Genomic DNA, 24,472 nt, shown 5'->3' with positions numbered 1-24,472 from the left:
CGGCGGACGACGCCGCTAGGGCACGTCCGCCTGGACCAGGGTCCCGCTGCCGCTCACGCTCAGCGGACCGTCGGACGCCGGCGCGAAAGCCGACTGCCCCCGGCGCAGGTGCAGGTCGCCGTCGCCCGCCGACGAGAGCAGCACCTCGCCGTCGAGGCACAGCACGATGCGCGGTCCCCGCCCGGGCAGAGGGTGCGTCCCCGGGGCGGCGACGCGCGTCACGGACAGCTCGAAGTCGTCGACCGGCGCGTAGTACACCCGGGTCGCCCCGTGGAACGTCTCGGGGGCCACGCGGATCGGCGGCGCCGCGACGTAGTCGACGTTGCGGAGGAGCTCGGCGACGTCGACGTGCTTGGGCGTGAGGCCCGCCCGCAGCACGTTGTCCGAGCTCGCCATGACCTCCACGGCGACGCCGCGCAGGTAGGCGTGCACGCCGCCGGCCGGGACGAACATCGCGTCGCCCGGCTGCAGGGTCACCGGGTTGAGGAGCAGCGACGTGACGACCCCCGGGTCGCCCGGGTACGCCTGCGCGAGCTGCACCACCGTGCGGTCGGCGCGCGGCGACGGTGACCCTGCGGCGAGCCGTGCGGCGCAGGCCACCGCGACCTCCTCCACCTCGCCGGCGCCGGGGCGGGTCGCCGGCTCCAGCAGCTGGCGGAAGGCGGCGCGGATCCCCTCGACCGACGGCTGCGCGCGCAGCACGCCCTGCAGCTCCTTCGCGAGCGGCGCGTCGAGCCCCGCGAACAGCTCCGCCGCGCGTCGGGGGGCGCGGAAGCCGCACAGCGCCTCGAAGCGCGTGAGCGCGTACACGAGCTCGGGCTTGTGGTTGCTGTCCTTGTAGTTGCGGTGGGGCGCGTCGAGGGGGACGCCCGCCGCCTCCTCGGCCTCGTAGCCGGCACGGGCGCGGTCGATGCTCGGGTGCACCTGCAGCGACAGCGGGTGCTCCGCGGCGATGACCTTGAGCAGGTACGGCAGCGCCGGTCCGAACCGTGCCTCGACGTCCTCCCCGAGCGTCCCGCGCGAGTCGGCGGTGATGACGTCCCGGAGCGACACACCGTCGGGCGAGCCGTCCGCCCCGACCGTCACGAGCGACGGCGAGCTCGGGTGCGCACCGAGCCACACCTCGGCGACGGGGCTGTCGGTCGCGGGCAGCCCGAACAGCTCGGGGATCGCGGTCGTCGAGCCCCACGCGTAGGCCTGGCTGGTGGTGCTGATCCGGTGCACGGCGTCCTCGGGTGGTCTGTCGAGTGGCGCTCGATCGTATCGGCCCGCGACCCGGCCCGGCAGCGGCGTTCACCTGCGCCGTCGCGCCCGAATCTGCACCTGGACCCGCGCCTCGTACGGCAGACTGGGTGCCTATGCGAGGAATCATTCTGGCGGGCGGGTCCGGCACGAGGTTGCATCCCATCACGATGGGCGTCAGCAAGCAGCTGGTGCCCGTCTACGACAAGCCGATGATCTACTACCCGCTCTCGACGCTGATCGCGGCGGGGATCCGGGACGTCCTGGTGATCACGACGCCGCACGACGCGGAGCAGTTCCACCGGCTGCTCGGGGACGGCTCGCAGTTCGGCATCTCCATCAGCTACACCGTGCAGGCGGAGCCCAACGGCCTCGCGCAGGCGTTCGTCCTCGGGGCCGACTTCATCGGTGGCGACTCCGCGGCGCTCGTCCTCGGCGACAACATCTTCTACGGTCCTGGCCTCGGCACAAGGCTGCAGCGGTTCTCGGACGTCGACGGCGCCGCCGTCTTCGCCTACCGGGTCGCCGACCCGACGAGCTACGGCGTCGTGGAGTTCGACGAGTCCGGCAAGGCGCTCTCGCTCGAGGAGAAGCCCGCGCACCCCCGGTCGAGCTACGCCGTGCCGGGCCTGTACTTCTACGACAACGACGTCGTCCAGATCTCGCGCGACCTCGAGCCCTCCGCGCGCGGCGAGTACGAGATCACCGACGTGAACCGCGCCTACATGGACGCGGGACGGCTCAGCGTCGAGGTGCTCCCCCGCGGGACCGCCTGGCTCGACACGGGGACGTTCGACTCGCTGCTCGACGCCGCCAACTTCGTCCGCACGGTCGAGCTGCGGCAGGGCATGAAGATCGGGTGCCCCGAGGAGCTGGCGTGGCGCCAGGGCTTCCTGGACGACGACGGGCTGCGCGCCCGGGCCGAGCGGCTCGCGAAGTCCGGCTACGGCGCGTACCTCGAGAGCTTGCTGGTCGACGCCAGCATGTGACCCTGCCGGCCGCCCGCGGGCGGCCGGCACCGGACGAGTCGGCGGCGGTGACCCTCCCGGGTCACCGCCGCCGAGTCGTCGGGCTCAGAGCGTGACGGTCTGCCCGGAGGCTGCCGACTCGAGCACGGCCTCGGCCACCCGCACGGTCGCGAGCCCCTCCTGCATGGTGACGACGCCGATGCCGCCCTCGATCCCCAGCACGGCGTCGCGCAGCGCCTCGTGCTCCACGAGGAGCGGCTCGCGCTTCTGGATCGCGAACTGGACGATGTCGCCCTCGCTGACGCCGCGGAAGCCCGCCAGCGACTCCCACGTGGTCTCGTGGGTGCCGTTGGCGTAGAAGCGCAGGTCGGCGGTGAGGGTGTCGGCGACGAACGACCCCAGCTCCCCCGTGACGATCGTCGTCCGCTCCTTGAACGGCGACAGCCAGTTCACGAGGTGGTTCGCCACGATCTCGCCGTCCAGGAGCCCGCTGAACGCGACGAGGTCCTCGTGCTCGCGGCCGCTCTTGAGCGCCACCTGCGCCGAGATGCTCGTGTACGACGCCTGGGCGACCCACGCCGTCAGGTCGATGTCGTGCGTCGCGAGGTCCTTGACGACCCCGACGTCGGCGATCCGTGCGGGGAACGGGCCCTGGCGACGCGTCGAGACCTGGTAGAGCTCGCCGAGCTCGCCCTGCTCGAGCCGCGCGCGCAGGCTGCGCAGGGCGGGGTTGAACCGCTCGATGTGCCCGACGGCACCGACGAGGCCGCGATCGGCGAACGCGGCGGCCAGGCGGGCCGCCGACCCCGTCGTGGGCGCCAACGGCTTCTCGAGCATCGCGTGGATCCCGGCCTCGGCGAGCGCGACCCCGACCTCCTCGTGGTACTGCGTCGGCACCGCCACGACGGCGTAGTCGACGCCCGCGTCGATGAGGTGCTGGACGTCGGTGCCGACCTCGAGGCCACCGGCGACCCGGTGCGGGTCCCCACCGGGGTCGGCCACGGCGGCGAGGCGCACCCCGTCGAGCGAGCGCAGCACGCGCGCGTGGTGACGCCCCATCATGCCGAGCCCGATGAGGCCCGCCGTCAGCTCCGCGGCCATCAGGCACCCGCCTTCGCCACGGCGTTGACGGCCTCGACGACGCGCTCGAGGTCGTCCTGGCTGAGCGCCGGGTGCACGGGGAGCGAGAGGACCTCGGCGCACGCGCGGGCGGTCGCGGGCAGGTCGACGTCGAGCCCGAACGAGGGCAGCTCGTGGTTCGGGATCGGGTAGTACACGCCCGAGCCCACGCCGTGCTCGGACCCCAGCGCCGCGGCGAACCCGTCCCGGTCGCTCGCGACGCGGATCGTGTACTGGTGCCACACGTGCGTGGCGCCGTCGGCGACGGTCGGGACCTCGACGCCCTCGAGGTGCGCGGAGAGGAACTCGGCGTTGTGCCGCCGCTGCTCCGTCCACGCGGGGAGCTTGCCGAGCTGGACGCGCCCGATCGCGGCGTGCAGGTCCGTCATGCGGGCGTTGAACCCGACGACCTCGTTCTCGTAGCGCTTCTCCATGCCCTGGTTGCGCAGGAGCTGGACGGCGCGCACGAGCTCGGGGGTCGCGCACGAGACCATGCCCCCCTCGCCGGAGGTCATGTTCTTCGTCGGGTAGAGGCTGAACATCGCGAACGAGCCGAACGAGCCGACGGGGCTGCCGTGCCAGGTGGCGCCGTGCGCCTGGGCCGCGTCCTCGAAGAGCTGGATGCCGTGCCGCTCGGTGAGCGACCCGAAGGTCGTCATGTCCGCGGGGTGCCCGTACAGGTGCACCGGCATGACGCCCACGGTCCGCTCGGTGAGGACGCTCTCGACCGACGCGGGGTCCAGGCAGAACGTCGCGGGGTCGATGTCCGCGAACACGGGCGTCGCGCCGGTCAGCGCGACGGAGTTGGCCGTGGCCGCGAACGTGAACGACGGCACGACGACCTCGTCGCCCGGGCCGACGCCGGCCGCGAGGAGCCCGAGGTGGAGCCCCGCCGTGCCGGAGCTGACGGCCACGCACGACCGCCCTCCGACGAGCGCGTTCGCGAACTCCTCCTCGAACGCCGCGACCTCCGGACCCTGCGCGATCATTCCGCTGCGCATCACCCGGTCGACGGCCTCTCGCTCGTCGTCACCGATCAGCGGCTTCGCGGCCGGGATGAACGTGGGGCTCATGCGGGGTCACCCTTCTCCTCCGGTGCTGACGGCACCAGGACGTCGTCGTCTGTCTGGTCGTACAGGTCACCGCTCACGGGGCAGGACCAGCGGCCGTCCCCCTCGTCGACCAGGCGGACGCCCGCCCGGCCGACCCAGCCGATGCGCCGCGCGGGGACCCCCGCGACGAGCGCGAAGTCCGGCACGTCGCGCGTCACGACGGCGCCGGCCGCGACGGTCGCCCAGCGGCCGACGACCACGGGGGCGACGCACACGGCGCGCGCACCGATGGCGGCCCCCTCACGCACGTGCACGCCGGTGGGCGTCCAGTCGGAGGCGCTCTTGAGCGACCCGTCCGGGTTCACCGCGCGCGGGAACGTGTCGTTCGTCAGGACCACCGCCGGCCCGATGAAGACGCCCGCCTCGAGCACCGCGGGCTCGTAGACGAGCGCGAGGTTCTGGATCTTGCAGCGAGGCCCGACCTGGACCCCGCTGCCGATGTAGGCGCCGCGGCCCACGATGCACTCGTCACCGACGTGGGCACCGTCGCGCACCTGCGCGAGGTGCCAGACGGTCGTGCCGTCACCGATGTGCGCGGTCGGGTCCACGTCGGCCGAGCCGACGACGCGAGAAGCCACTGTCCATCCCGGGGGTGTGAGTCGAAACGGCGCCGACGGCGCGCCCGCGTAGCCTAGCCAGCACCCCGCGCCCGCCGACGGGCCCGAGGTCCTCGAGGGCGGCGCGCGGCGCGTGCCGGCGACGTCAGCGGGCGGCCGGTGCGCCGAGCGTCTCGATGGCGTCGACGATGACCTCGCTCGGGCGGTACGCGTCGAGCGCCGCGACGCCCTTGTACCGGTCGAAGTCGTCGAGGAACGCCCGGAGCTTGTCGCTCCGGAACCCCGTGAGGACCATGTTGACGCCCTCGCCCGAGCTGCGCTCGGTCCGCACGCGGTGCACCGCGCAGGGGATGCCGAGGTGGGCGCTCTCCTCCTGCAGGCCGCCGCTGTCGGTGACGACGAAGCGGGCGCGCGCGAGGATGGGGAGGAAGGCGACGTAGCTGAGCTTGTCCTCGATGCGGAAGTCCGTGCCGTCGAAGAGCCCGAGCAGGCCGTACTCCGCCAGGCGCTCGCGCTCGCTCGCCCCGGCGAAGTACACGATCGGCATGCGCGTCGAGTACTCCTTCAGGATCTCGAGCGCCTCCCGGTACAGGTTCTCCTGACGGACGAGCTCGAAGCGGTGCAGCGTCGCGACCGCGTACGTCTCGGGCAGGTCGAGCGGCGTGGCCACGGGGTGCGCGAGCGCGTAGCGGACGGCGTCGATGATCGTGTTCGCACCCGTCGTCACCACGGCGCCACGGTTGCGCCGGAGGTTGTGGGCCTCGGCGTCCGTGGGCGGGAAGTGCAGGTCCACCAGGCGTCCGGCGACCCGGCGGTTGAGCTCCTCGGGGAACGGGTGCAGCAGGCTGCCGCTGCGCATGCCGGCCTCGACGTGACCGACGCGCGCGCCGAGGATGCGGCCGACGAGCGCGCCGATCGGCGCCGTGAAGGTGTCACCGTGCACGAGCACGACGGGCGCCGTGCCGTCCGACCGCAGGCGTCGGCCCAGCACCGCCCGCTTGCGGAAGACGGTCGCGGCGAGGCGGGCCGCCCAGCGGGGCACGTCGGCGGGACGCGCGAGGTTCCGGGCTCCCGACTCGGGCACGAGCCACTGCTCGGGCTTCGGGAGGTCGAGGTCGGCGAGCGTGCCCGCGAGCTCCTCGACGTGCTGCCCCGAGTACCAGATCTCCGTCGATCGACCGCGACCGACCAGCTCGTGGTAGACGGGCGCGATCTTGATGAGCTCCGCCGTCGTACCGACGATGAACGCGATCAACTGTGTGCCCCTTCACTTGTGGCGTGCGGCAAGGATACGCGGACGGAGGTGCCGTCCCGGTGCGTTCCGGGCAGACCGACGACTCGCGCGGCCCGATCACGGCCAGTCCCTGACGTGCCCGGACGTGCCCGGACGCACCCGGCCCGGCGATAGGCTGCCCGGCGTGAACGCGCAGCACAGCACCGCACCGGACGCCGCCCCGGGACCCCTCGACGCGCTCAGCGTCGTGATCCCGGTCTACAACGAGGAGGTGTGGGTCCGCACCGCGGTCGAGGCCCTCCTCGCCGCCGGCACCGCCGCGGGCCTCACGCTCGACGTCGTGGCCGTCGACGACGGCAGCACCGACGGCACGCCCGAGGTGCTCGACGCGCTGGCACGCACGACCGGGATCCGGGTCCTGCACCAGGCCAACGCGGGCCGCCTCGCCGCGCGGGGCGCGGGGGTCGAGGCCGCCCGCGAGCCGTGGGTGCTGCTGCTCGACAGCCGCGTCATCGTCCAGCCCGACTCGCTGCGGTGGCTCCGCGCGCAGGTGGCGGCGAACCCGGACCGGCGGGTGTGGTGCGGTCACGTCGACGTCGAGACGCAGGGCAACGCGTTCGCGGCGTTCTGGTCGGGTCTCGTGAAGATCGGCTGGCGCCGCTACACCGCGCGGCCGCGCCTCGTGTCCTTCGGGTCGGAGGACTTCGACTACTACCCGAAGGGCACCGGCTGCCTGCTCCTCAGCCGGAGCCTCCTGCAGGACGCGGTGCAGGGCTTCGACTCGCTGTACGACGAGGCCCACCTCGCGAGCGACGACACCCGGCTGCTGCGCTACGTGGCGAGCCAGGAGCGCATCTGGCTCTCCCCCGACTTCAGCTTCCGCTACCACGGCAAGACCGGGGCGCGCGGGTTCGTGCGGCAGGCGTACTTCCGCGGGACGACGTTCGTCGACGGGTACCTCGGGCAGCCCGGGGTCGTGCGGCGCGCGCTCCTCGCGGCTCTCGGTGTCGGCGCCCTGACCGCGGTGGCTGCCGTGCGCCGGCCCAGGCTCGGCGCGGCCGGCGTCGCGGCGGTGCTCGTCGCCGTCCCGGCCACCGTGCGCGCCGTCGGGGGCTCCGCGTACGAGGTGCGTGCCGCCGCGACGCTCACGCCGGTCTTCGTCCCGGTGTTCGGCGCGGGCGTCCTGCGGGGACTCGCGCTCGCCGCCGCGCGGGTCGTGCGCGCGCGGCGCCGCGGATGAGGGTGCCGCGCCTGCGAGCGGGGTCGGGCGTCGCCGGCATCGGCGTCGCGATCGGTGTCGCGAGCCTCGCGGGCTACGCGCTCCTCGCCCTCGTGGGCAAGGTGCTCGACCCGGCCTCGTTCGGGCTGTTCGTCGCGTTCTGGGGCGTCCTGTTCGGGCTGGGCAGCTCGCTGTCCACGATCGAGCAGGAGTCGGCCCGGCGGGCGGCGAACAGCGAGACCGAGACCGGCCCGTCGACCGGCACCGTCACCGCGGCTGCCGCGGTCCTCGCCGTCGGAGCGGCGGCGCTCACGCTGCTGCCCCCCGTCGCCTCCCGCCTCTACGGCGACCCGGAGAGCACGATCGGCCTCGTCGTGGTCGTGGCGGCGTTCGGCTTCGCGGTCCAGTTCGCGGTGCGCGGCGTCCTGATCGGCTCGGACGAGGTCGGGCAGTACGCCGGGCTCGTCGTCGCGGAGGCGCTGTCCCGGCTCGTTCTCCTGCTCGTGATCATCGTCGCGGTCGGGCTGACCCTGCCCACCGCGGCCGTGGCCGTCGGGGTCGGGTCGTTCGCGTGGGTCCTGTGGGCGCGGCGCCTCGGGTCCGTCGTCCCGCTGGGCCGCCCTCAGGTCCGCACCCTCGGCCCGGCGCTGCGCCGGGCCGCCTCGCTCATGGTGGCGGCCGCCCTGACCGCGAGCGTCATCACCGGCTACCCGACGATGGTCACCGCGCTGACCGACACCCCGCCAGGTGCCGCCGGCGGCGCCGTCTTCGCCGCGCTCACGGTGTCCCGCATCCCCCTGCTGCTCGTGTCCCCGATCCAGGCGCTCGCGGTGCCCGCGGTGGTCCGGTGGAGCGCACAGGGCGACGGCGCTCCCTCCCCGCTGCGACGCATGCTCGTCCTGGGGACGGGCGGAGCCGTCCTGCTCGCGGTCGTGGGCGGGCTCGTGGGTGCGCTCGTCGGCCCGTGGGTCGTCCGCGTCGTGTACACCGACGAGTACGACGTCGAGGGGCTGGCCGTCGGCCTGCTGGTGGCCTCCTCGTGCCTCCTCGCCTGGGTGCTGCTGCTCTCGGCCGCGCTGGTCGCGCTGTCCGCCTACCGGCACATGATCGGGGCGTGGGCGGTCGCCGCGGGGAGCACCGCGCTGTGGCTCACCGTCAGCGACCTGGACGTCGTCGCGACGACGGCCGTCGGCGCCCTCGTCGGGCCGCTGGCCGCGCTGGCGTGGGCGTTGCCGGCGCTCTGGTCGCAGACCGCGGCGCCGGCCAGGACCTCGGGCGCCGGGTAGCCGGCGCCTGCTCGGAGACGCCGGTCCTGCCGGGGCGTGGGCGCCCGGCGAAACAGCGCCCGCCCGCGCCGGCGCCGGCGGAGCTCAGCCGCGTGCGGTGCGCGCGGGCTCCACGGTCGCGTCCTCGTCGGCCTCGTGCGCCGCCGGGCCCGCAGGCTGCGGCCGCTGCGTCGACGCCTCCTCGGCGGGGGCCTCGTCGGCCGTCCCCCGCGCCAGCGCGTCCCGGGCGAGCTCCGCACTGACAAGGGCGAGCCCGACGGCGAACGCCACGGCGCCGAGGAACCACAGCGAGAGCGGGGACACCGGGCCGCCCCACCACCACTCGATCCGCTCGTCGAGGTCCGGGCCCCCGACGTCGCTGCCCGTCACGTAGCGCCGGATGTTGGTGTGCAGCGCCGTCGCGTTCGCGACCGAGAGCGCCGCCACGAGGATCCAGCGCTGCGCCGGCGAGACGCGGAACGCCTGCCCGTCGAGGCGCACGAGGGCTGTCACGGCGAGCAGCGTCACGAGCGGGAGGATGTACCGCGGCTGCACGTACGCGCCCACCGGGGCGCCCGAGAGGTACTGGATGTAGGCGGGGACGAGCCAGAGCGCCAGGGCGACGGCGGAGATCGCGAGCCCTCGCTGCAGGCCGGCGTACCCGATCGCGGCGTACACGACAGCTGCGTACATCCCCCAGCAGAGCACCCAGACGAGCGGGGGCATCACGGTGTCGAGCCAGCCGAGCTCCCAGTACCCGAGGCCGCCCACCCACAGCTCGGGGACGGTCGTCATCAGCTCCATGATGCGGCCGACGGTCAGCGGAGGTGCCTCGGCGCCACCGGCCGCGCTCGACTGCCCGGCGGACAGGAAGGCGGCGACCGAGACGACCGCGAGCACGACCGGGTACGCGGCGCGATGCACGAAGCGGAGGTCCGGACGGAAGGTGAGGATGAGCGCCGCTCCGACCGCGACGGCGCAGTACATGGCGGCGTCGCCCCGCGCGCCGGCACCGAGGAGCACGGCGAGGGCGGCGAGACCGCCGAGCAGCCACCGCCGGCGGCGCTCGTCCGTCGTGACGTAGCCGAGGACCGCGACGAGCAACGACGGCACGGCCAGGATGGCCCAGCTGCTCGGGTTGGCCGACGGGACGAGGAACATCCCGAGGGGCACCGCGGTGACCGCGGTACCGAGCAGGAGCGCACGCCGCAGCCCGGGCACCGACGCGACGTACACCGCGCCCAGCACGAGGACGAACACGAGCGCGTTCACGAGGCGGATCACGATGACGGAGAGCGAGATGTCGTCGCCGACGAACACGCTCATCGCCGCGTAGAAGACCGGCGGGTAGTCCCCCACGAAGTTGCCGCGCTCGGTCGGCACCATCTCCTGGACGTCGACGGCGTACTTCGCCGCCTGGCACTGCGCGCTCGTCTCGGGGTGGAAGTTGTAGCAGGGCGACTCGAGCAGCGCGTGCGGGATCGTGCGCGCCTGCGGGATGTCCGCCGCCTCGCACACGCCGTCGCGCAGCCCCTGGCCGCACCAGATGCTCACCAGGTGGTAGTCCTCGTCGGGCGACGCGCCGACCGGCGAGGCCACCGCCCACGTCCCCAGCGCCATCAGGAGGAAGAGGGCGCCGAGCCCCTTCGCGAGCAGGCCGTGACGGCTCCGCAGAGCACCCAGATTCACCCGGGCACCCTACCAGCGGCGCACCCGCCGTCGGGGCACGCGCCGGGTGCCGTGGGGCAGCGTCCGGTCCCGCGGACGTGCACGTCCGGGACGGCCGGGCACCCGGACCGGGCCGAGAAGGCACCGTGCCCTCGGTAGAGTGCACGCGTGCCGCAGCAGCCCTCGACCGTGCTCATCATCATCCCTGCGTGGAACGAGGAGGTGACCCTGGGCGGCGTCGTCGCCGAGGTCCAGAGCCGCGTCCCGGAGGCCGACGTCCTCGTCGTCAACGACGGCTCGACCGACCGGACCTCGCACGTGGCACGCGAGGCCGGTGCCCGGGTCCTCGAGCTGCCGGTGAACCTGGGGGTCGGCGGCGCGATGCGCGCCGGCTACCGCTTCGCCGAGCGACGCGGCTACGAGTTCGCCGTCCAGCTCGACGCGGACGGCCAGCACGACCCGGCCGCCGTCCCGGACCTCCTCGAGCCGCTGCGCCACGGTCAGGCCGACGTCGTGATCGGCGCGCGCTTCGCCGGCGTCGGGACCTACACGGTGGGTCGCGCCCGCCGCGGGACGATGTGGTTCCTGTCGACCGTGCTCTCGCGCGTGTCCGGGACGCGGCTGACCGACACAACGTCCGGCTTCAAGGCCTGCAACCGGTCGGCGATCCTCCGCTTCGCCGCGGACTACCCTGCCGAGTACCTGGGGGACACGATCGAGTCCCTCGTCATCGCCGCACGATCCGGGCTCCGGATCCGTCAGGTCGGAGTCGAGATGCGCCCACGCGCCGGCGGGACCCCGTCGCACAGCCCTGTCCGCGCCGCCGTGTTCCTCGTGCGCGCGATGCTGGCGATGGTCGTCGCCCTCACGCGGCCCCGTGGTGCCGTCCGTGACCGGAGCGCCGCATGAGCGGCTACGGGTTCGCGGTCGTCGCGTGCGCCGTCGTCGCCGCGATCATCTTCGGGCTCCTGCGGACGCGGAAGATCCGCGAGAAGTACGCCGGCATCTGGATCGCCCTGGCGGTGGCCAACGTGGTGCTCGCGATCTTCCCCGGCCTCGCGGCGCGCGTCTCGGACCTCGTCGGTGTGACGACGCCCGTCAACCTGCTCTTCGCGTCCGCGTTCGTCGTGCTGCTCGTGGTCTGCGTCCACCTGTCCACGGAGCTGTCGCGCATCGAGGACCAGGCTCGGACGGTCGCCGAGGAGGTCGCCCTCCTGCGGCTCGACATCGAGGACGCGCTCGGGCAGTCGCGCACGGGCACCCCGCCGGACGCCACGCTCTGATCCCGCGGGCGGCCCCGTACGGCCGCCCGCGGGACCCGCACCTCCGGCTGGGTGCGCCTGCACCCGCGCGACGGCACCCGTCGCCCTGACGGCCCCGGAGGGCCGCGGTCAGCCGAGGACGGCCGGCGCGGCGGCCTCCCACCGGCCGGCCCAGTCGCCGATCGTCGCGACGCCCGCGGCGCGCAGGCGCTCGTGCCCGAGCACCGAGTACGCCGGGCGCGGCGCGGGGCGCACGAACTCCGCGCTCGTGGTCGGCCGGACGATCTCCGGGTCCAGCCCGGCGGCAGCGACGACGGCCTGGGCGAACGCGTGCCACGACGCCTCGCCGGCGGACGTGCCGTGGTAGACGCCGCCCGGCACCTGCGCCTCGACCATCGCGACCACCAGCTCGGCGAGGTCCACGGTCCACGTCGGCTGCCCGACCTGGTCCGCGACGACGTCCAGTCCGCCGCGCTCCTGCGCCACGCGCGCGATGGTCTTGGGGAAGCACCCGCCGTGCGCGCCGTAGAGCCACGCGGTCCGCACCACGAGGTGCCGGGGGTCCGCGGCCAGCACGGCCCACTCCCCCGCCGCCTTCGTCCGGCCGTACGCGGACCGAGGCGCCATCGGGCCGTCCTCCGGGTACGGGCTCGTGGCGCTGCCGTCGAAGACGTAGTCCGTCGAGACGTGCACCAGCCGGCTGCCGTGCAGCGCCGCGCTCCGGGCGAGCGCGTGCGGCCCGGTGGCGTTGACGGCGAACGCCGCGGGCTCCTGCTCCTCCGCGGCGTCGACGTTCGCCCACGCCGCGCAGTTCACGACGACGTCGTGACCGGCCACGGCGGCGTGCACGGCGTCGTGGTCCGTGATGTCGAGCTCGTCCCGCGCGAGGGCGGTGACGTCGACGTCCCGCGCCCGCAGCGTGGTGACCAGATCGGTCCCGAGCATCCCGGCCGCACCGGTGACCAGCCAACGCACAGAGATCTGCTCCCTCTGCGACGTCTCGACGTGGCGGTCGGCCACAGCGGCTCGCGACGGCGCCCCTTAGGGTACCGAGGTCGGTAGGCAGGGCGGACACGAGGATGAGGTGGACAGATGGAGCTCCGAGAGCTCGCGGTGCCGGGCGCGTGGGAGATCACACCGCGGCAGTTCGGTGACGACCGAGGCGTGTTCCTCGAGTGGTTCAAGGAGAAGGAGTTCGTCGACGCCGTCGGGCACCCGCTCCGGCTCGCACAGGCGAACCTGTCCGTCTCGGCCGCGGGCGTCGTGCGCGGCGTGCACTACGCCGACGTGCCGCCCGGCCAGGCCAAGTACGTGACGTGCCCCGTCGGCGCGGTGCTCGACATCGTGGTCGACCTGCGCGTCGGGTCCCCGACGTTCGGCACATGGGACTCGGTCCTGCTCGACGACACGGACCGGCGCGCGATCTACCTGCCCGAGGGCGTGGGCCACGCGTTCTGCTCGCTGCAGGACGGGTCGACCGTCACCTACCTCTGCTCCGAGGGGTACGCGCCGGAGCGTGAGCACGGCGTGCACCCGCTCGACCCCGACCTCGCGATCGCGTGGCCGACGGCGGCGCGGGACGGCTCCCCGCTCGAGCCGCTGCTGTCGCCCAAGGACGCGGCCGCCCCCTCGCTGCAGGAGGCGCTCGCCGCCGGCGCACTGCCCCAGGCCGCCGAGGTCGAGGCGTACGTGCGCTCGCTCCGCGGCGGCTCGACCGGCGCCTGAGCGCGCCACGCGCCGCGCGACCTCGTCCGGCGACCCGACAGGTCACCGGGCGAGGTCGTCGGGCGCCGTCCCCGGCTCAGCCGCGCGTGGCGACGGCGGCCTCGTAGGCCTCGACGTGCCGGCGGGCGCTGACGTCCCACGTGAAGCCCGCGGCGCGCGCGGTCGCGGCGGTCGCGAGCCGGGCACGGGTCTCCGCGTCCGCGAGCAGGTCGCCGATCGCGCGGCTCATGCCCTCGTCGTCCAGGCTGGTGTACGCGACGGCGTCGCCGCCCACCTCGGGGAGCGAGAGCTCCCGCGACGTCAGGACCGCGGCCCCGCACGCCATGGCCTCGAGGACGGGGAGCCCGAAGCCCTCCCCGAGGCTCGGGTACGCGACGAACTCGGCGCCGGCGAGGAAGCCCGGCAGGTCGTCGAGCGGCAGGTAGCCGGCGCGACGCGCGTCCAGCCCCGCCGGCACGGCCGCGAGAGCCGGTTCGACCCCCGTGTCCCAGCCGGGTCCACCGGCCAGCACGAGGACGGGCGGCTCCGGCAGGTCGCGCACCGCACCGACCCAGGCGCGCACGAGCGCCGGGACGTTCTTGCGCGGCTCGAGGGTGCCGAGGAAGGCGATGTACCGCCAGCCGTCGAGGCCGAGCGTGGCCCGCACGCGCTCGCGCTCCTCGGGCGGGACGGGGTGGAAGACGGAGGTGTCGACCCCGTGGTAGGCGACGTGGAACGCCCGTTCGTCGCCTCCCGCGAAGCGCCGGACCTCGCGCCCGGTGGCCTCCGACGGGACGACGAGCGTCGCCGCGCGGCGGACGGCCACCTTCGTCCACGTCTGGAAGAACCGCCGCTTGACGTCCCCGTGCAGCTCCGGGTGGCTGAAGAAGGTCGCGTCGTGCAGCGTCACGACGACCGGGGTGCTGCCCACCTGCGGCATCGTGTAGTGCGGGCAGTGCAGGACGTCGGCCCGCAGCCGGCGCGCCAGCAGAGGAAGTCCGGTCTGCTCCCACGCGAGGCGGACGGGTCGGCGGTCCACCGCGGCCGGTGCCGCGACGATCTCCGCACCGGGCAGCGCCTGCGCGAACGACGCGACGTCCCGCGCCTGGCAGACGACCGCGAGGTCGACGCCGAGGGCCGCCACCGCCGGGAGGAGGTTGTCGACGTAGCGACCGACACCGCCCCGGTCCGCCGGGATGGCTGTCGCGTCCACCAGCACGCGCATGTCTGCTCCTCGTCGCCGTCGTGGTCCGTTCGTGCCCGGGCCGTCCCGGGCGCGGACGTCGTGCGAGGCCCGGCGCTAGACTCCCGGCCGTGATCTCCGCGCCCTCGAGCCCCCGTCGTCGACGGCGGGAGCCGGCCGGCGCGACGCAGCGACGATCGTACCGACCCGCCGGAGCGCCGCGGTGACCGTGGACCGCACGACGAGGGTCGCGATGACCGTCGAGCAGTGCTGGCACGCGGCGCCCGGCGGGTCCGGCACCTACATCGCGAGGCTCACCGAGGCGCTCGCGCCGTTCCCGGACCTCGAGGTCGCGGGCGTGGCCGCGCGGCACGCCGGTGCACCCGACCCGGACTTCGCGCCGACGCTCGACCGGCTGGACCACGCACCTCTCCCGCGGCAGGCGCTGTACGAGGCGTGGAACCGGCTCGGGCGTCCCCGCGCCGAGGCGCTCGCGCGCGGACCGGTCGACGTCGTCCACGCGACCACGTGGGCCGTCCCCCCGACGCGCCGGCCGCTCGTCGTCACGGTGCACGACCTCGCGTTCCTCACCGAGCCGGAGACGTTCACACCGCGCGGCGTCGCGTACTTCCGGCGCGCGCTCGAGCGGGTGCGGCGCGAGGCCGACCTCGTCGTCGTCCCGTCCTCCCTCACGCGCGACGCGTGCGTCGCGGAGGGCCTCGACGAGGCACGGGTCCGGCTCGTGCCCCACGGCGTCGACATGCCCCCCGTCGGCGCCGACCAGCTCGAGCGGTTCCGCCGCACGCACGGGCTCACCCGCCCGTACGTGCTGTGGTGCGGGACGCACGAGCCGCGCAAGAACCTGCCCGGGGTCCTCGCCGGCTTCGCGCACGCACGCCGGACCGTCCCCTCGCTCGACCTCGTCCTCGTCGGTCCCGCGGGCTGGGGCGACCAGAGCCGGGCAGGCCAGGACGACCCCGCGATCCACTGGCTCGGCCGGCTCTCCCGCGAGGACCTCGCCACCGCGTACGCGGGCGCGGCGGCCTTCTGCTACCCCTCGCTCGCGGAGGGCTTCGGGCTCCCGGTCGTCGAGGCGATGGCGTACGGCGTGCCGGTCGTGACGTCGGTGCGCACCCCGATGCAGGAGCTCGTCGGGGCGGCGGGCGTCGCCGTCGAGCCACGGGACCCGGAGGCGGTCGGGGCCGCGCTCGTCTCGGTGCTGCGGGACCGCGAGCACCTCGCGCCGCTCGCGCTCGCGCAGGCCGGGGCGCTGACCTGGGAGGTCGCGGCGCGCGCGACGGCCGAGGTGTACGCCGAGCTGGTCTGACGGCCGGGCGCCCAGCGCCGTGCACGAGCCGAGGGCCGTCGCGGTGTCGCGACGGCCCTCGGCTCGTGTGTGCCCCTGGGGTGTCAGCTGGTGAGGGTGCGGCAGCCGAGGAGGGTGTGGGGGCCGGTCCCGGTGTTGATGCCGTAGACGCAGACCTGGTGGGTGCCGGGTGCCACGGGGCGGGTGTGGGCGTACCCGGTGGCCGGGCCGGACCCGAAGACCGCGGCCACGTCCGGGCGGGGACCGTCGGCGGTGACCGCGGCACCGACCCCGTCGATGTAGACGTGGGCCTGGGTGGGGGCGGTGGTGTCGGGGTCGAACGTCCACCCCGACACGCTCAGCTGGCCCCCGGTCACGCTCAGCCCCTCGATCACCCCGACCGGGGCCCGGTCCGGGGTCGCGGTGATGGACCGGCACCCGAGCAGGGTGTGCGGGCCGGGACCGGTGCTGATCCCGTACACGCAGACCTGGTGGGTGCCCGGGCCCACGGTGCGGGTGTGGGCGTACCCGGTCCGGGGACCGGCCCCGAACACCGCCGCCACGTCCGGGCGGGCACCGTCGGCGGTGACCGCGGCACCGACCCCGTCGATGTAGATGTGCGCCTGGGTGGGTCCGGTGGTGTCCGGGTCGAACGTCCACCCCGACACGCTCAGCTGCGTCCCGGACAAGGTCAGCCCCTCGATCACCCCGACCGGGGCCCGGTCGGGGGCCACGACCACGCTGCGGCACCCGAGCAGGGTGTGCGGGCCCTTGCCGGTGTTGATCCCGTACACGCACACCTGGTGATCACCCGGGGCCAGGGTCCGGGTGTGGGCGTACCCGCTGGCCGGACCCGCCCCGAACACCGCCGCGACGTCCGCGCGCGGACCGTCGGCCAGCACCGCCGCACCGACCCCGTCGATGTAGATGTGCGCCTGCGTCGGACCCGTCGTGTCCGGGTCGAACGTCCACCCCGACACCGACACCTGCGTCCCCGACACCGACACCCCCTCGATCACCCCCACCGGAGCACGGTCCGCGCCGACCGTCACGGTGCGGCAGTCCAGCAGGGTGTGGGCGGCCGCGGCGGTGTTGATGCCGAAGACGCACACCTGGTGGGCGCCCGGCGCCAGGTCGGTCGTGAAGGTGAAGCCGTGCTTGTCGCCGAGGCCGTACGCCGCGGCGATGTCGGGGCGCGGCTGGTCGGCGGTCAGCGCGCGGCCGACGCCGTCGACGTACACGTGCACCTGGTTCGGGGCCGACGTGTCCGGGTCGAGCGACCAGCCGGTCATCGTGAGCGAGGTCCCCGTCGTGGTGACCGAGGTGACGCCGCCGATCGGCACCGCGTCGGGCACGACGACGTCGCGGCACTCGAGGAGCGTGTTGGCGCCCGGGCCCGCGTTGATGGCGAACGTGCAGACGGTGTGACGCCCGGGAGCCTGCGGCGAGGTGTGGCTGAACCCGTGCCGGTCGCCGCGGCCGTGGACCGCCCCGACGTCGGGTCGGGGTGCGTCCGCCACGAGCGCCGTGCCCACGCCGTCGACGTAGACGTGGACGCCGATCGGGTCGGTCGTGTCCGGGTCGAGGGCCCAGCCCTGGACGGTGATGGCGCTGTTGTTCGCGGTCACCGCGTCGACGACACCGATCGGCGGGACGCCGTTCGGGCTGCCGAACCAGTCGGAGTAGTACGCGAAGAAGTTGCGGTTCCCGTACGCCGAGCACGCGTTCCCGGTGCCGTACCCGGCGGCGAGGGCGGCGGCGTTCGGCTGGTACGGCGTGTAGTTGTAGAGCCCCGCGGTCGCCTGGTTGCGGATCAGCACGGCCGAGGTCCCGCAGCCGGCGTCGGGGTGGAAGCGGACGTTGTTGACGACCCCCGCGCGGTGCTGCCACCGCGTCGGCGTGAGCGCGTAGCTCCGGAACTGCCAGGCCGCCTGGTACACCTGGTTGAAGAAGCCGTAGTACTTGGAGTCGCACGCGGCGGTGTCCGGGCACCCGAACCCCATGGCGGCGCGGTACTTCCCGGCGGTGGGCGCGGTCGTCGTCACCAGGCCCTGCTCCTTCTGGAGCGTCACGAGCAGGACGCGGGGGCTGACGCCGCACGACTGGGCGACACGGACGACGATCTCGGCGGCGCTCTCGCCGGACCGCCCGGTGTACCCGCCTCGGCACCGGTCGTCCGCGGGACGCGTGTTGGTGTCGGTGCGGACGTTCTTGAGGCAGGCCGAGCCGTCGGAGCCACCGGTGCAGGACGCGCCCCGCGCGTTCAGGAAGGCCTGCACGCCGGCGACATCCATCGCACCCGCGTCCCAGAAGTTCTCGTCCGAGATGATGTAGCCGGGGTCGAACCGCGAGAGGTCCGCCGCGGCGGCCGGCGGTGCCGGCAGCGCGAGGACCGCGACGGCCCCGACGGCCGCGACCGCGGCGGCGAGGAGGAGGGCTGCGCGGCGAGCGCTGCCGAGGACGTGGGACCGGGTCGTCACGGGATCACGACCTCGGTGCTCGCGGAGGTCCCCGTCGACGTCGGCGAGGTGTAGGTCAGCTGGGCGGTCCAGGTGCCGCTCGTGAGCCGGGCCCCCGGGACGGTGACGGCGCCGCAGCTCGTGCTGCTCGCGTCGGGCAGCGCCTCGGCGGACGCCTCCACGACCTGGCCGGCGTTCGTCAGGCGCAGCGTGCACGTGCCGCCGCTCTCGACGACGCCCGCGTACCCGCCCACCTCCGCCTCGGCCGTGCCAGGGTTCCACCCGGCGAACGTGATCAGGACCTCGACCGCACCGGGAACCTGGCCGTCGGTGCCCGTCGTCGGAGCCGGGTCCGCGCCGCCGTCCGACGGCGCGGACGGCGTACCCGCGCCCGGTGCCTCGCCGTCCGCCGAGCTGCTCGGCGACGAGGACGCAGACGGGCTCGGAGGGCTCGTCGTGGGCGGTGCTGACGGCGACGCGTCGCCGGGTGACGTGCAGCCGGCGAGGGCCAGGACGACGACGCCCGCGACGGCGGTCCGGCGTGCCAGAGCAGGGCGTGGGGGGCGGTGCATCGAAGGTGGCCTCACGTCGTGCGGGGATGGTCGGGATTCACGGTAACCCGCGAAAGCGCTGGTCAGGCCGTGCGTGGGCGTGTCCGGCGGCCGGCCGCCCGATGTGCGGTGGAACGTCCGGGTTCGTCATCGCGGCCTCGTCGGGACGTGTCCGGAGCCTGGACGTGAGCGCGTCGACTCGTGCGGCGTGGTGCCTGTTGCTCCGGGCTCGACGGAGTGATGCTGTGAGGGTGCACACACGTCTTCCCCGCGCCGTCCGGCCCGCGCGCCGGCGCGCCGCCCTCGTCGCTGCGACCGTCCTGCTGATCGGCACGGCGGTCCCCACGGGCCCGGCCGCCGCCGACGAGATCGTGTCGGACCCGCTCACCGTGGAGGAGCACGACCTCAGCGGGGTCGACGAGCCGACGCTCGACGCGCTCCCCGAGGAGGCGCCGCTCCCGACCGAGGAGTTCCCGCCCACGGCCGCCGGCGAGGCGCAGACGGAGGAGACGCAGACGCCGGACGTGCTGTCCGAGGAGATCGTTGGCACCCCGTTCTCCGTCGCCGGCGTCTCGTGGGACCGCGACCCGGCCGTCGAGGACGTCGTCATCCGGTACCGGGTCCGCGTGGATGACGCGTGGTCCGCCTGGGAGGCGGTCGGCGCGAGCGACATCCAGGCCGACACGGGGTCCGCCGACGTCGAGGACGGCGTGCGGCGGGACGCGACCGACGCGATCGTCGCCCCGGACGCCGACGGGATCCAGGTCTGGGCCGACGCGGCCGACGGCGAGGTCAGCGGCCTGAAGGTCGTCCTCATCGACCCGGGCACCGACCCCGCGCCGACGCGCGCGGCGAACGCCGCCTTCGTCCCGGCGGCGGTCTCGAGCCCCGGCATCTACAGCCGCGCGCAGTGGGGGGCCGACGAGTCGCTCGTCACGTGCGCGCCCTCGTACGGGACCATGGAGACCGCGGCGGTGCACCACACCGCCTCGGCCAACGGCTACTCCGCCGACGCCGTCCCGGGCATCCTGCGAGGGTTCCTCGCGTACCACACCCGCCCGGAGGCCGACGGTGGCCGCGGCTGGTGCGACATCGGCTACAACTTCCTCGTCGACCGGTTCGGGCGCGTGTTCGAGGGCCGCGGCGGCGGCATGGACAAGCCCGTCGTCGGCGTCCACACCGGTGGCTTCAACAGCCGGACGATCGGCGTCTCGGCGATCGGCGACTACTCGGCGACGGCTCCCACGGGGGCCATGGTCGAGGCCATCAGCCGCGTCATCGCGTGGAAGTTCCAGTTCCACCGGATCCCCGGGAACGGCTCGGCGGTGCTCACGTCGGGCGGCGGCGCCTCCAAGTACCCGGAGGGCACGGTCGTCACGTTCTCGACCGTCTACGCGCACCGCGACGCCCAGCTCACCTCCTGCCCGGGCCAGGCGCTGTACGACCAGCTCGGCGCCATCCGCGCCCGCGTCACGGACCTCGTGAACCCGACGCTGGCGCAGTCCCCGTATGGGAACATCGAGACCTTCGCCGGAGGCGAGCGCCGGGTCGTCGTCGCCGGCTGGGCGGCGGACCTGGGGACCAGCAGCCCCATCAGCGTCGACGTCGAGATCGACGGGGTGCGCACGCGCACGCCCGCGACCGCCCCGCGCCCGGACGTCGGCCCGCACGGCTTCTCCGTGGTCGTGCCGAGCGAGCCGGGCGTCAAGAACGTGTGCGTCCACGCGCTGAACTCCGGCGAGGGCTCCGACGTGATCCTGGGGTGCCGCGAGATCCGGGTCACCGGGACCGTGAACCGCGCGCCGATCGGGGTCATCGAGGGGCTGACGGTCTCCGGGACGAAGGTGACGGTGTCGGGGTGGACCTTCGACCCGGACACCTCCGGACCGACGCAGGCGCACGTCTACATCGACGGCGTCGGCGTCGCGCTCCTCGCCGACGCCTCGCGCCCTGACGTCGCCGCGGCCTACGGCACCGGTCCGCTGCACGGGTTCAGCCACACCCGCGACGTGGCGCCCGGCGAGCACCAGGTGTGCGTCTTCGGCATCGACACCGCCGGCGGGGCGAACACCCTCCTCGGGTGCCGCAGCATCGGGGTCGCGCTCGACCGTGCTCCGGTGGGGGTGATCGAGGGGGTGTCGGTGTCGGGGACGCAGGTGTCGGTGTCGGGGTGGACGTTCGACCCGGACACGACGGGTCCGACGCAGGCGCACATCTACATCGACGGGGTCGGTGCGGCGGTGCTGGCCGACGGTCCGCGCGCGGACGTCGCGGCGGTGTTCGGGGCGGGTCCGGCCAGCGGGTACGCCCACACCCGGACCCTGGCCCCGGGTGATCACCAGGTGTGCGTGTACGGGATCAACACCGGCAAGGGCCCGCACACCCTGCTCGGGTGCCGCAGCGTGGTCGTGGCCCCCGACCGGGCCCCGGTCGGGGTGATCGAGGGGCTGACCCTGTCCGGGACCCAGCTGAGCGTGTCGGGGTGGACGTTCGACCCGGACACCACCGGACCCACCCAGGCGCACATCTACATCGACGGGGTCGGTGCCGCGGTCACCGCCGACGGTGCCCGCCCGGACGTGGCGGCGGTGTTCGGGGCCGGTCCCCGGACCGGGTACGCCCACACCCGCACCGTGGGCCCGGGCACCCACCAGGTCTGCGTGTACGGGATCAGCACCGGTCCCGGCCCGCACACCCTGCTCGGGTGCCGGTCCATCACCGCGACCCCGGACCGGGCCCCGGTCGGGGTGATCGAGGGGCTGAGCGTGACCGGGGGCCAGCTGAGCGTGTCGGGGTGGACGTTCGACCCCGACACCACCGCCCCCACCCAGGCCCACGTCTACATCGACGGGGTCGGTGCCGCGGTCACCGCCGACGGTCCCCGCCCGGACGTGGCCGCGGTCTTCGGGTCCGGCCCGGCCACCGGGTACGCCCACACCCGCCCCGTGGCACCCGGCACCCACCAGGTCTGCGTCTACGGCATCAACACCGGGACCGGCCCCCACACCCTCCTCGGCTGCCGCACCCTCACCAGCTGACACCCCAGGGGCACACACGAGCCGAGGGCCGTCGCGACACCGCGACGGCCCTCGTTCTCTTCCCACCTGCACCGACCCCGGTGCACCCCGTCACGCGGGCGTCGACGTCCCCCGCACCACGCGCCGGACGCGGCCGCGCACCCGGCGGACGACCTCGCTCGGGCCGCCGGCCTCGAGGTACTGGCGGAGCAGCGCCAGGTCGCCCCGCACGGAGATCGCCGGGGGCGGCGGCGGGATCAGTCCGCGACGGGACGACTCCCGCATCGGTGTGACGAGGTCCGCCGCGCGCCGGGGGTCGCGGCAGAACTCGATGAGCGGCTGCAGCACCTTCGACCAGCGGTACGACTCCGCGAACGCGCGCACGTTCTCGCGCACGCGCGCGGAGGCCTCGTCGTCGAACAGCATCTGCTCGAGCGCGGCCGTGAGTGCGTCGACGTCCTCGGGCGGCACGACGATGCCGAGCTCGTTGTCGCGGATGAGGTCGGCGAACGTGTCACCGCTCGTCGCCACGATCGGCAGCGTCGCCCACAGGTAGTCGAGGATGCGCGTGCGGAAGCTGAACGACGTCTCGATGTGCTGGAAGTGCGTCGAGACGCCGACGTCGGCGTCGAGGAGGTAGTCGGCCCGCGTGTCGTACGGCACCCAGCCCTCGTTGAAGAACACGTGCGTGCCCGTCAGGCCGAGCTCGTCGGCGAGCTGGCGCGTCTCCCACGCGACCCGCATGTCCGGGACCCCGGGGTTCGGGTGCTTGAGGCCGAGGAAGAACAGGCGCACCTCGGGCCGCCCGACCCGCAGCTTGTCGACCGCTCGGATCAGCGTGAGCGGGTCGAACCAGTTGTAGATGCCGCCGCCCCAGAGGATGACCTTGTCGTCCGGCCCGATCCCCTCGACGGTGCCCTTGATCCCGTGGCGCGCCTGCTGCGGCTCCCCGTCGGAGATCCCGAAGGGCACGACGGTCAGCAGCGAGTTCAGCGTCTCGTCCTGGTCGTACACGGCGGGGTTCACGCGGCCCTGGCCGGCGAGCTGACCGAGCCAGAAGTCGCGCTGCTTGTCCGACGCGCAGAGCATGAGGTCGGCGCGCGCGATCTGCTCGTTGAGCGCCCGCGTCGTCTCGCGTACCGCCATCTGGCGGCCGCCGGGACCGAGGTCCTTCGCCTGCTCGAGCTGCTCGAGGTGCATCGGGTCGTAGATGTCGGCGACGACGACCTTCGAGCTCGTCTTGAGCCAGGGCGCCGCCTCGAGCAGGAACCCCTGGAAGATGATGACGTCGGCCCACCCGGTCGCGTCCACGAGCTTCTGGCCGTGCACGTACTCGACGCCGAAGTCCGGGTGCGACGTCGAGCACCCCGCGGTCGAGACGAGCCGGACGTCGTGCTCCGGGGCCAGCGCCCGGGCGATCTCCCACGCACGGATCGCCGGACCTGCCATCTGCGCCTTGAGGGGCTCCCCCGTGACGACGAGCACGCGCTGACGCGCGACGAAGTGCGACGTGATGTCGAACGCCTTGATGAGCACGCGGTGCGCCTCGAGGTAGCTCTCGATCGCGTACGCCGGCTCCATCGCCTCGCGGAACAGCGGGAACAGCTCCCGGTCGCTGCGCCGGCGCGCGCCCTGCAGCTCGCGGCGGCTGTCGTGCAGCGACTCGAGCTGGTCGACGAAGTAGTCGATCGCGTACGGGCCCGTGAGCGCCATCTTCGGCAGCTCGAGGACGCCGATGTCGTCGTTCCCGGGCGAGCGCTGCAGGTCGAGCGACGTCGTGTCGACGTCGGCGCGCGCGAACGACCGGCGCACGGCGAGGGCCATCGCGGCCGGCAGCGCGCGGGCGAGCGACTCGTCGTCGAGGTTCTTGTACATCGACAGCAGCGCGTTGCGCTCGAGCAGGTACGTCTCGCGGAAGTTGCCGTACTTCTTCATCGTGACGTGGTGCTTGTGGTACGCGACCGAGCCCGGCACGTACCGCACGCGGTAGCCGAGGAGGTTGAGGCGCCAGCCGAGGTCGACGTCCTCGTAGAACATGAAGAACCGCTCGTCGAAGCCGCCGACGTCGCGGAACAGCGCCGCGGGCATGAACATCGCGGCGCCGGTCCCGAACAGCACGTCCTTCGGGACGTCCCACTCGCCGGTGTCCGGCTTCTCGACCTCGCGCTTGTACCCCATGCCGAACCAGGTGAGCGCGCCGTCGACGTAGTCGATGTGCCCGCCGTCCCAGTCGAGGACCTTGCTCGCGACGGCGCCGATCGAGCGGTCCGCCTCGAGCTCCGCGACCGCGGCCGAGATCCACTGCGCGCCGGGACGCGCGTCGTTGTTGAGGAACGCGACGTACTCCCCGCTCGAGTGCGAGACGCCGAGGTTGCAGCCGCCCGCGAACCCGGTGTTGCCGCCGGCGTCGATGACCTTCGCGTGGGGCACCGCCTCGCGGATCCGCTCGATGCTGCCGTCCTGCGAGTGGTTGTCGACCACCACGAGCTCGAGCTTCTCGGCGGGCCACTCGACCTGCTCGAACGCCCGCAGCGCCGTGATGGTGTCCTCGGCGCCCTTGTAGTTGACGAGGATCACCGACACGACGCCCGGACGGGTCGTCACCG

At 74.1% G+C, this 24,472-nt stretch carries 19 protein-coding genes; 8 read left to right on the top strand and 11 right to left on the bottom strand.

What is annotated here, in order from left to right; genetic code table 11:
* Window positions 1–15: 15 nt before the first annotated feature.
* Window positions 16–1,224 carry a mannose-6-phosphate isomerase, class I gene (gene manA, locus NXY84_RS07100; protein ID WP_258726412.1) on the bottom strand — a complete coding sequence of 403 codons (1,209 nt, stop codon included), beginning with the start codon at window positions 1,222–1,224 and terminating at the stop codon, window positions 16–18.
* A gap of 134 nt (window positions 1,225–1,358) precedes the next feature.
* Between manA and rfbA the strand changes: the two genes are divergently transcribed.
* Window positions 1,359–2,231, top strand: a complete 873-nt coding sequence (gene rfbA / locus NXY84_RS07095; protein ID WP_258726411.1) for a glucose-1-phosphate thymidylyltransferase RfbA — start codon at window positions 1,359–1,361, stop codon at window positions 2,229–2,231.
* Window positions 2,232–2,315: 84 nt separating this feature from the next.
* Here the strand turns inward: rfbA and NXY84_RS07090 are convergent, their stop codons facing one another.
* The 4 genes from NXY84_RS07090 to NXY84_RS07075 all read right to left on the bottom strand — a co-directional run bounded on the left by NXY84_RS07090 (window position 2,316) and on the right by NXY84_RS07075 (window position 6,253).
* Window positions 2,316–3,311 (bottom strand): Gfo/Idh/MocA family protein, encoded by a 996-nt coding sequence (locus tag NXY84_RS07090; RefSeq protein ID WP_258726410.1) that lies wholly within the window; start codon window positions 3,309–3,311, stop codon window positions 2,316–2,318.
* On the bottom strand, window positions 3,311–4,402 hold the full coding sequence (locus NXY84_RS07085; protein WP_258726409.1) for a DegT/DnrJ/EryC1/StrS family aminotransferase: 1,092 nt from the start codon (window positions 4,400–4,402) through the stop codon (window positions 3,311–3,313). Before NXY84_RS07085 ends, NXY84_RS07090 begins: the two co-directional genes overlap by 1 nt.
* A complete protein-coding gene (locus tag NXY84_RS07080; RefSeq protein WP_258726408.1) occupies window positions 4,399–5,019 on the bottom strand; it encodes an acyltransferase in 621 nt (206 codons plus the stop codon). Before NXY84_RS07080 ends, NXY84_RS07085 begins: the two co-directional genes overlap by 4 nt.
* Window positions 5,020–5,143: 124 nt before the next feature.
* Window positions 5,144–6,253 carry a UDP-N-acetylglucosamine 2-epimerase gene (locus NXY84_RS07075; protein WP_258726407.1) on the bottom strand — a complete coding sequence of 370 codons (1,110 nt, stop codon included), beginning with the start codon at window positions 6,251–6,253 and terminating at the stop codon, window positions 5,144–5,146.
* Between the two features lie 163 nt (window positions 6,254–6,416).
* On the opposite strand from NXY84_RS07075, the gene NXY84_RS07070 reads away from it, so the two are divergent.
* Both NXY84_RS07070 and NXY84_RS07065 read left to right on the top strand, forming a co-directional pair.
* Window positions 6,417–7,472, top strand: a complete 1,056-nt coding sequence (locus tag NXY84_RS07070) for a glycosyltransferase family 2 protein (protein ID WP_258726406.1) — start codon at window positions 6,417–6,419, stop codon at window positions 7,470–7,472.
* Window positions 7,469–8,737, top strand: a complete 1,269-nt coding sequence (locus tag NXY84_RS07065; RefSeq protein ID WP_258726405.1) for a hypothetical protein — start codon at window positions 7,469–7,471, stop codon at window positions 8,735–8,737. Before NXY84_RS07070 ends, NXY84_RS07065 begins: the two co-directional genes overlap by 4 nt.
* A gap of 84 nt (window positions 8,738–8,821) precedes the next feature.
* Here the strand turns inward: NXY84_RS07065 and NXY84_RS07060 are convergent, their stop codons facing one another.
* On the bottom strand, window positions 8,822–10,405 hold the full coding sequence (locus NXY84_RS07060) for a DUF2142 domain-containing protein (protein ID WP_258726404.1): 1,584 nt from the start codon (window positions 10,403–10,405) through the stop codon (window positions 8,822–8,824).
* 147 nt (window positions 10,406–10,552) lie between these two features.
* On the opposite strand from NXY84_RS07060, the gene NXY84_RS07055 reads away from it, so the two are divergent.
* Both NXY84_RS07055 and NXY84_RS07050 read left to right on the top strand, forming a co-directional pair.
* Window positions 10,553–11,293, top strand: a complete 741-nt coding sequence (locus tag NXY84_RS07055; protein WP_258726403.1) for a glycosyltransferase family 2 protein — start codon at window positions 10,553–10,555, stop codon at window positions 11,291–11,293.
* A complete protein-coding gene (locus NXY84_RS07050; RefSeq protein ID WP_258726402.1) occupies window positions 11,290–11,667 on the top strand; it encodes a DUF2304 domain-containing protein in 378 nt (125 codons plus the stop codon). The genes NXY84_RS07055 and NXY84_RS07050 overlap by 4 nt, the downstream gene beginning before the upstream one ends.
* A 108-nt stretch (window positions 11,668–11,775) precedes the next feature.
* Here NXY84_RS07050 and rfbD read toward each other — a convergent pair whose 3' ends face one another.
* The gene (gene rfbD / locus NXY84_RS07045) at window positions 11,776–12,621 is read right to left on the bottom strand and encodes a dTDP-4-dehydrorhamnose reductase (protein ID WP_258726401.1); all 846 of its coding nucleotides are present in this window, start codon (window positions 12,619–12,621) and stop codon (window positions 11,776–11,778) included.
* Between the two features lie 117 nt (window positions 12,622–12,738).
* Between rfbD and NXY84_RS07040 the strand changes: the two genes are divergently transcribed.
* Entirely contained in the window at window positions 12,739–13,371 is a 633-nt protein-coding gene (locus tag NXY84_RS07040; protein WP_258726400.1) for a dTDP-4-dehydrorhamnose 3,5-epimerase family protein, read from the top strand.
* Between the two features lie 76 nt (window positions 13,372–13,447).
* On the opposite strand, the gene NXY84_RS07035 is transcribed toward NXY84_RS07040, so the two are convergent.
* Window positions 13,448–14,575 carry a glycosyltransferase family 4 protein gene (locus NXY84_RS07035; RefSeq protein WP_258726399.1) on the bottom strand — a complete coding sequence of 376 codons (1,128 nt, stop codon included), beginning with the start codon at window positions 14,573–14,575 and terminating at the stop codon, window positions 13,448–13,450.
* A 211-nt stretch (window positions 14,576–14,786) separates the two neighbouring features.
* On the opposite strand from NXY84_RS07035, the gene NXY84_RS07030 reads away from it, so the two are divergent.
* Window positions 14,787–15,860, top strand: coding sequence for a glycosyltransferase family 4 protein (locus tag NXY84_RS07030; RefSeq protein WP_258726398.1), 1,074 nt, complete (start codon window positions 14,787–14,789; stop codon window positions 15,858–15,860).
* An 83-nt stretch (window positions 15,861–15,943) separates the two neighbouring features.
* On the opposite strand, the gene NXY84_RS07025 is transcribed toward NXY84_RS07030, so the two are convergent.
* Together NXY84_RS07025 and NXY84_RS07020 are read right to left on the bottom strand one after the other, a co-directional pair.
* Window positions 15,944–18,319, bottom strand: a complete 2,376-nt coding sequence (locus tag NXY84_RS07025) for a hypothetical protein (RefSeq protein ID WP_258726397.1) — start codon at window positions 18,317–18,319, stop codon at window positions 15,944–15,946.
* Window positions 18,316–18,870 carry a hypothetical protein gene (locus tag NXY84_RS07020; RefSeq protein WP_258726396.1) on the bottom strand — a complete coding sequence of 185 codons (555 nt, stop codon included), beginning with the start codon at window positions 18,868–18,870 and terminating at the stop codon, window positions 18,316–18,318. Before NXY84_RS07020 ends, NXY84_RS07025 begins: the two co-directional genes overlap by 4 nt.
* A 230-nt stretch (window positions 18,871–19,100) precedes the next feature.
* On the opposite strand from NXY84_RS07020, the gene NXY84_RS07015 reads away from it, so the two are divergent.
* A complete protein-coding gene (locus tag NXY84_RS07015) occupies window positions 19,101–21,887 on the top strand; it encodes an N-acetylmuramoyl-L-alanine amidase (RefSeq protein ID WP_258726395.1) in 2,787 nt (928 codons plus the stop codon).
* A gap of 90 nt (window positions 21,888–21,977) precedes the next feature.
* Here the strand turns inward: NXY84_RS07015 and NXY84_RS07010 are convergent, their stop codons facing one another.
* Window positions 21,978–24,470, bottom strand: coding sequence for a glycosyltransferase (locus NXY84_RS07010; RefSeq protein WP_258726394.1), 2,493 nt, complete (start codon window positions 24,468–24,470; stop codon window positions 21,978–21,980).
* Window positions 24,471–24,472: the final 2 nt, after the last annotated feature.

Source organism: Cellulomonas sp. NS3 (genome assembly GCF_024757985.1).
Lineage (GTDB): Bacteria > Actinomycetota > Actinomycetes > Actinomycetales > Cellulomonadaceae > Cellulomonas_A.
The sequence above is the reverse complement of the archived record's forward strand: the minus strand, read 5'-3'. Positions and strand labels throughout refer to the sequence as shown.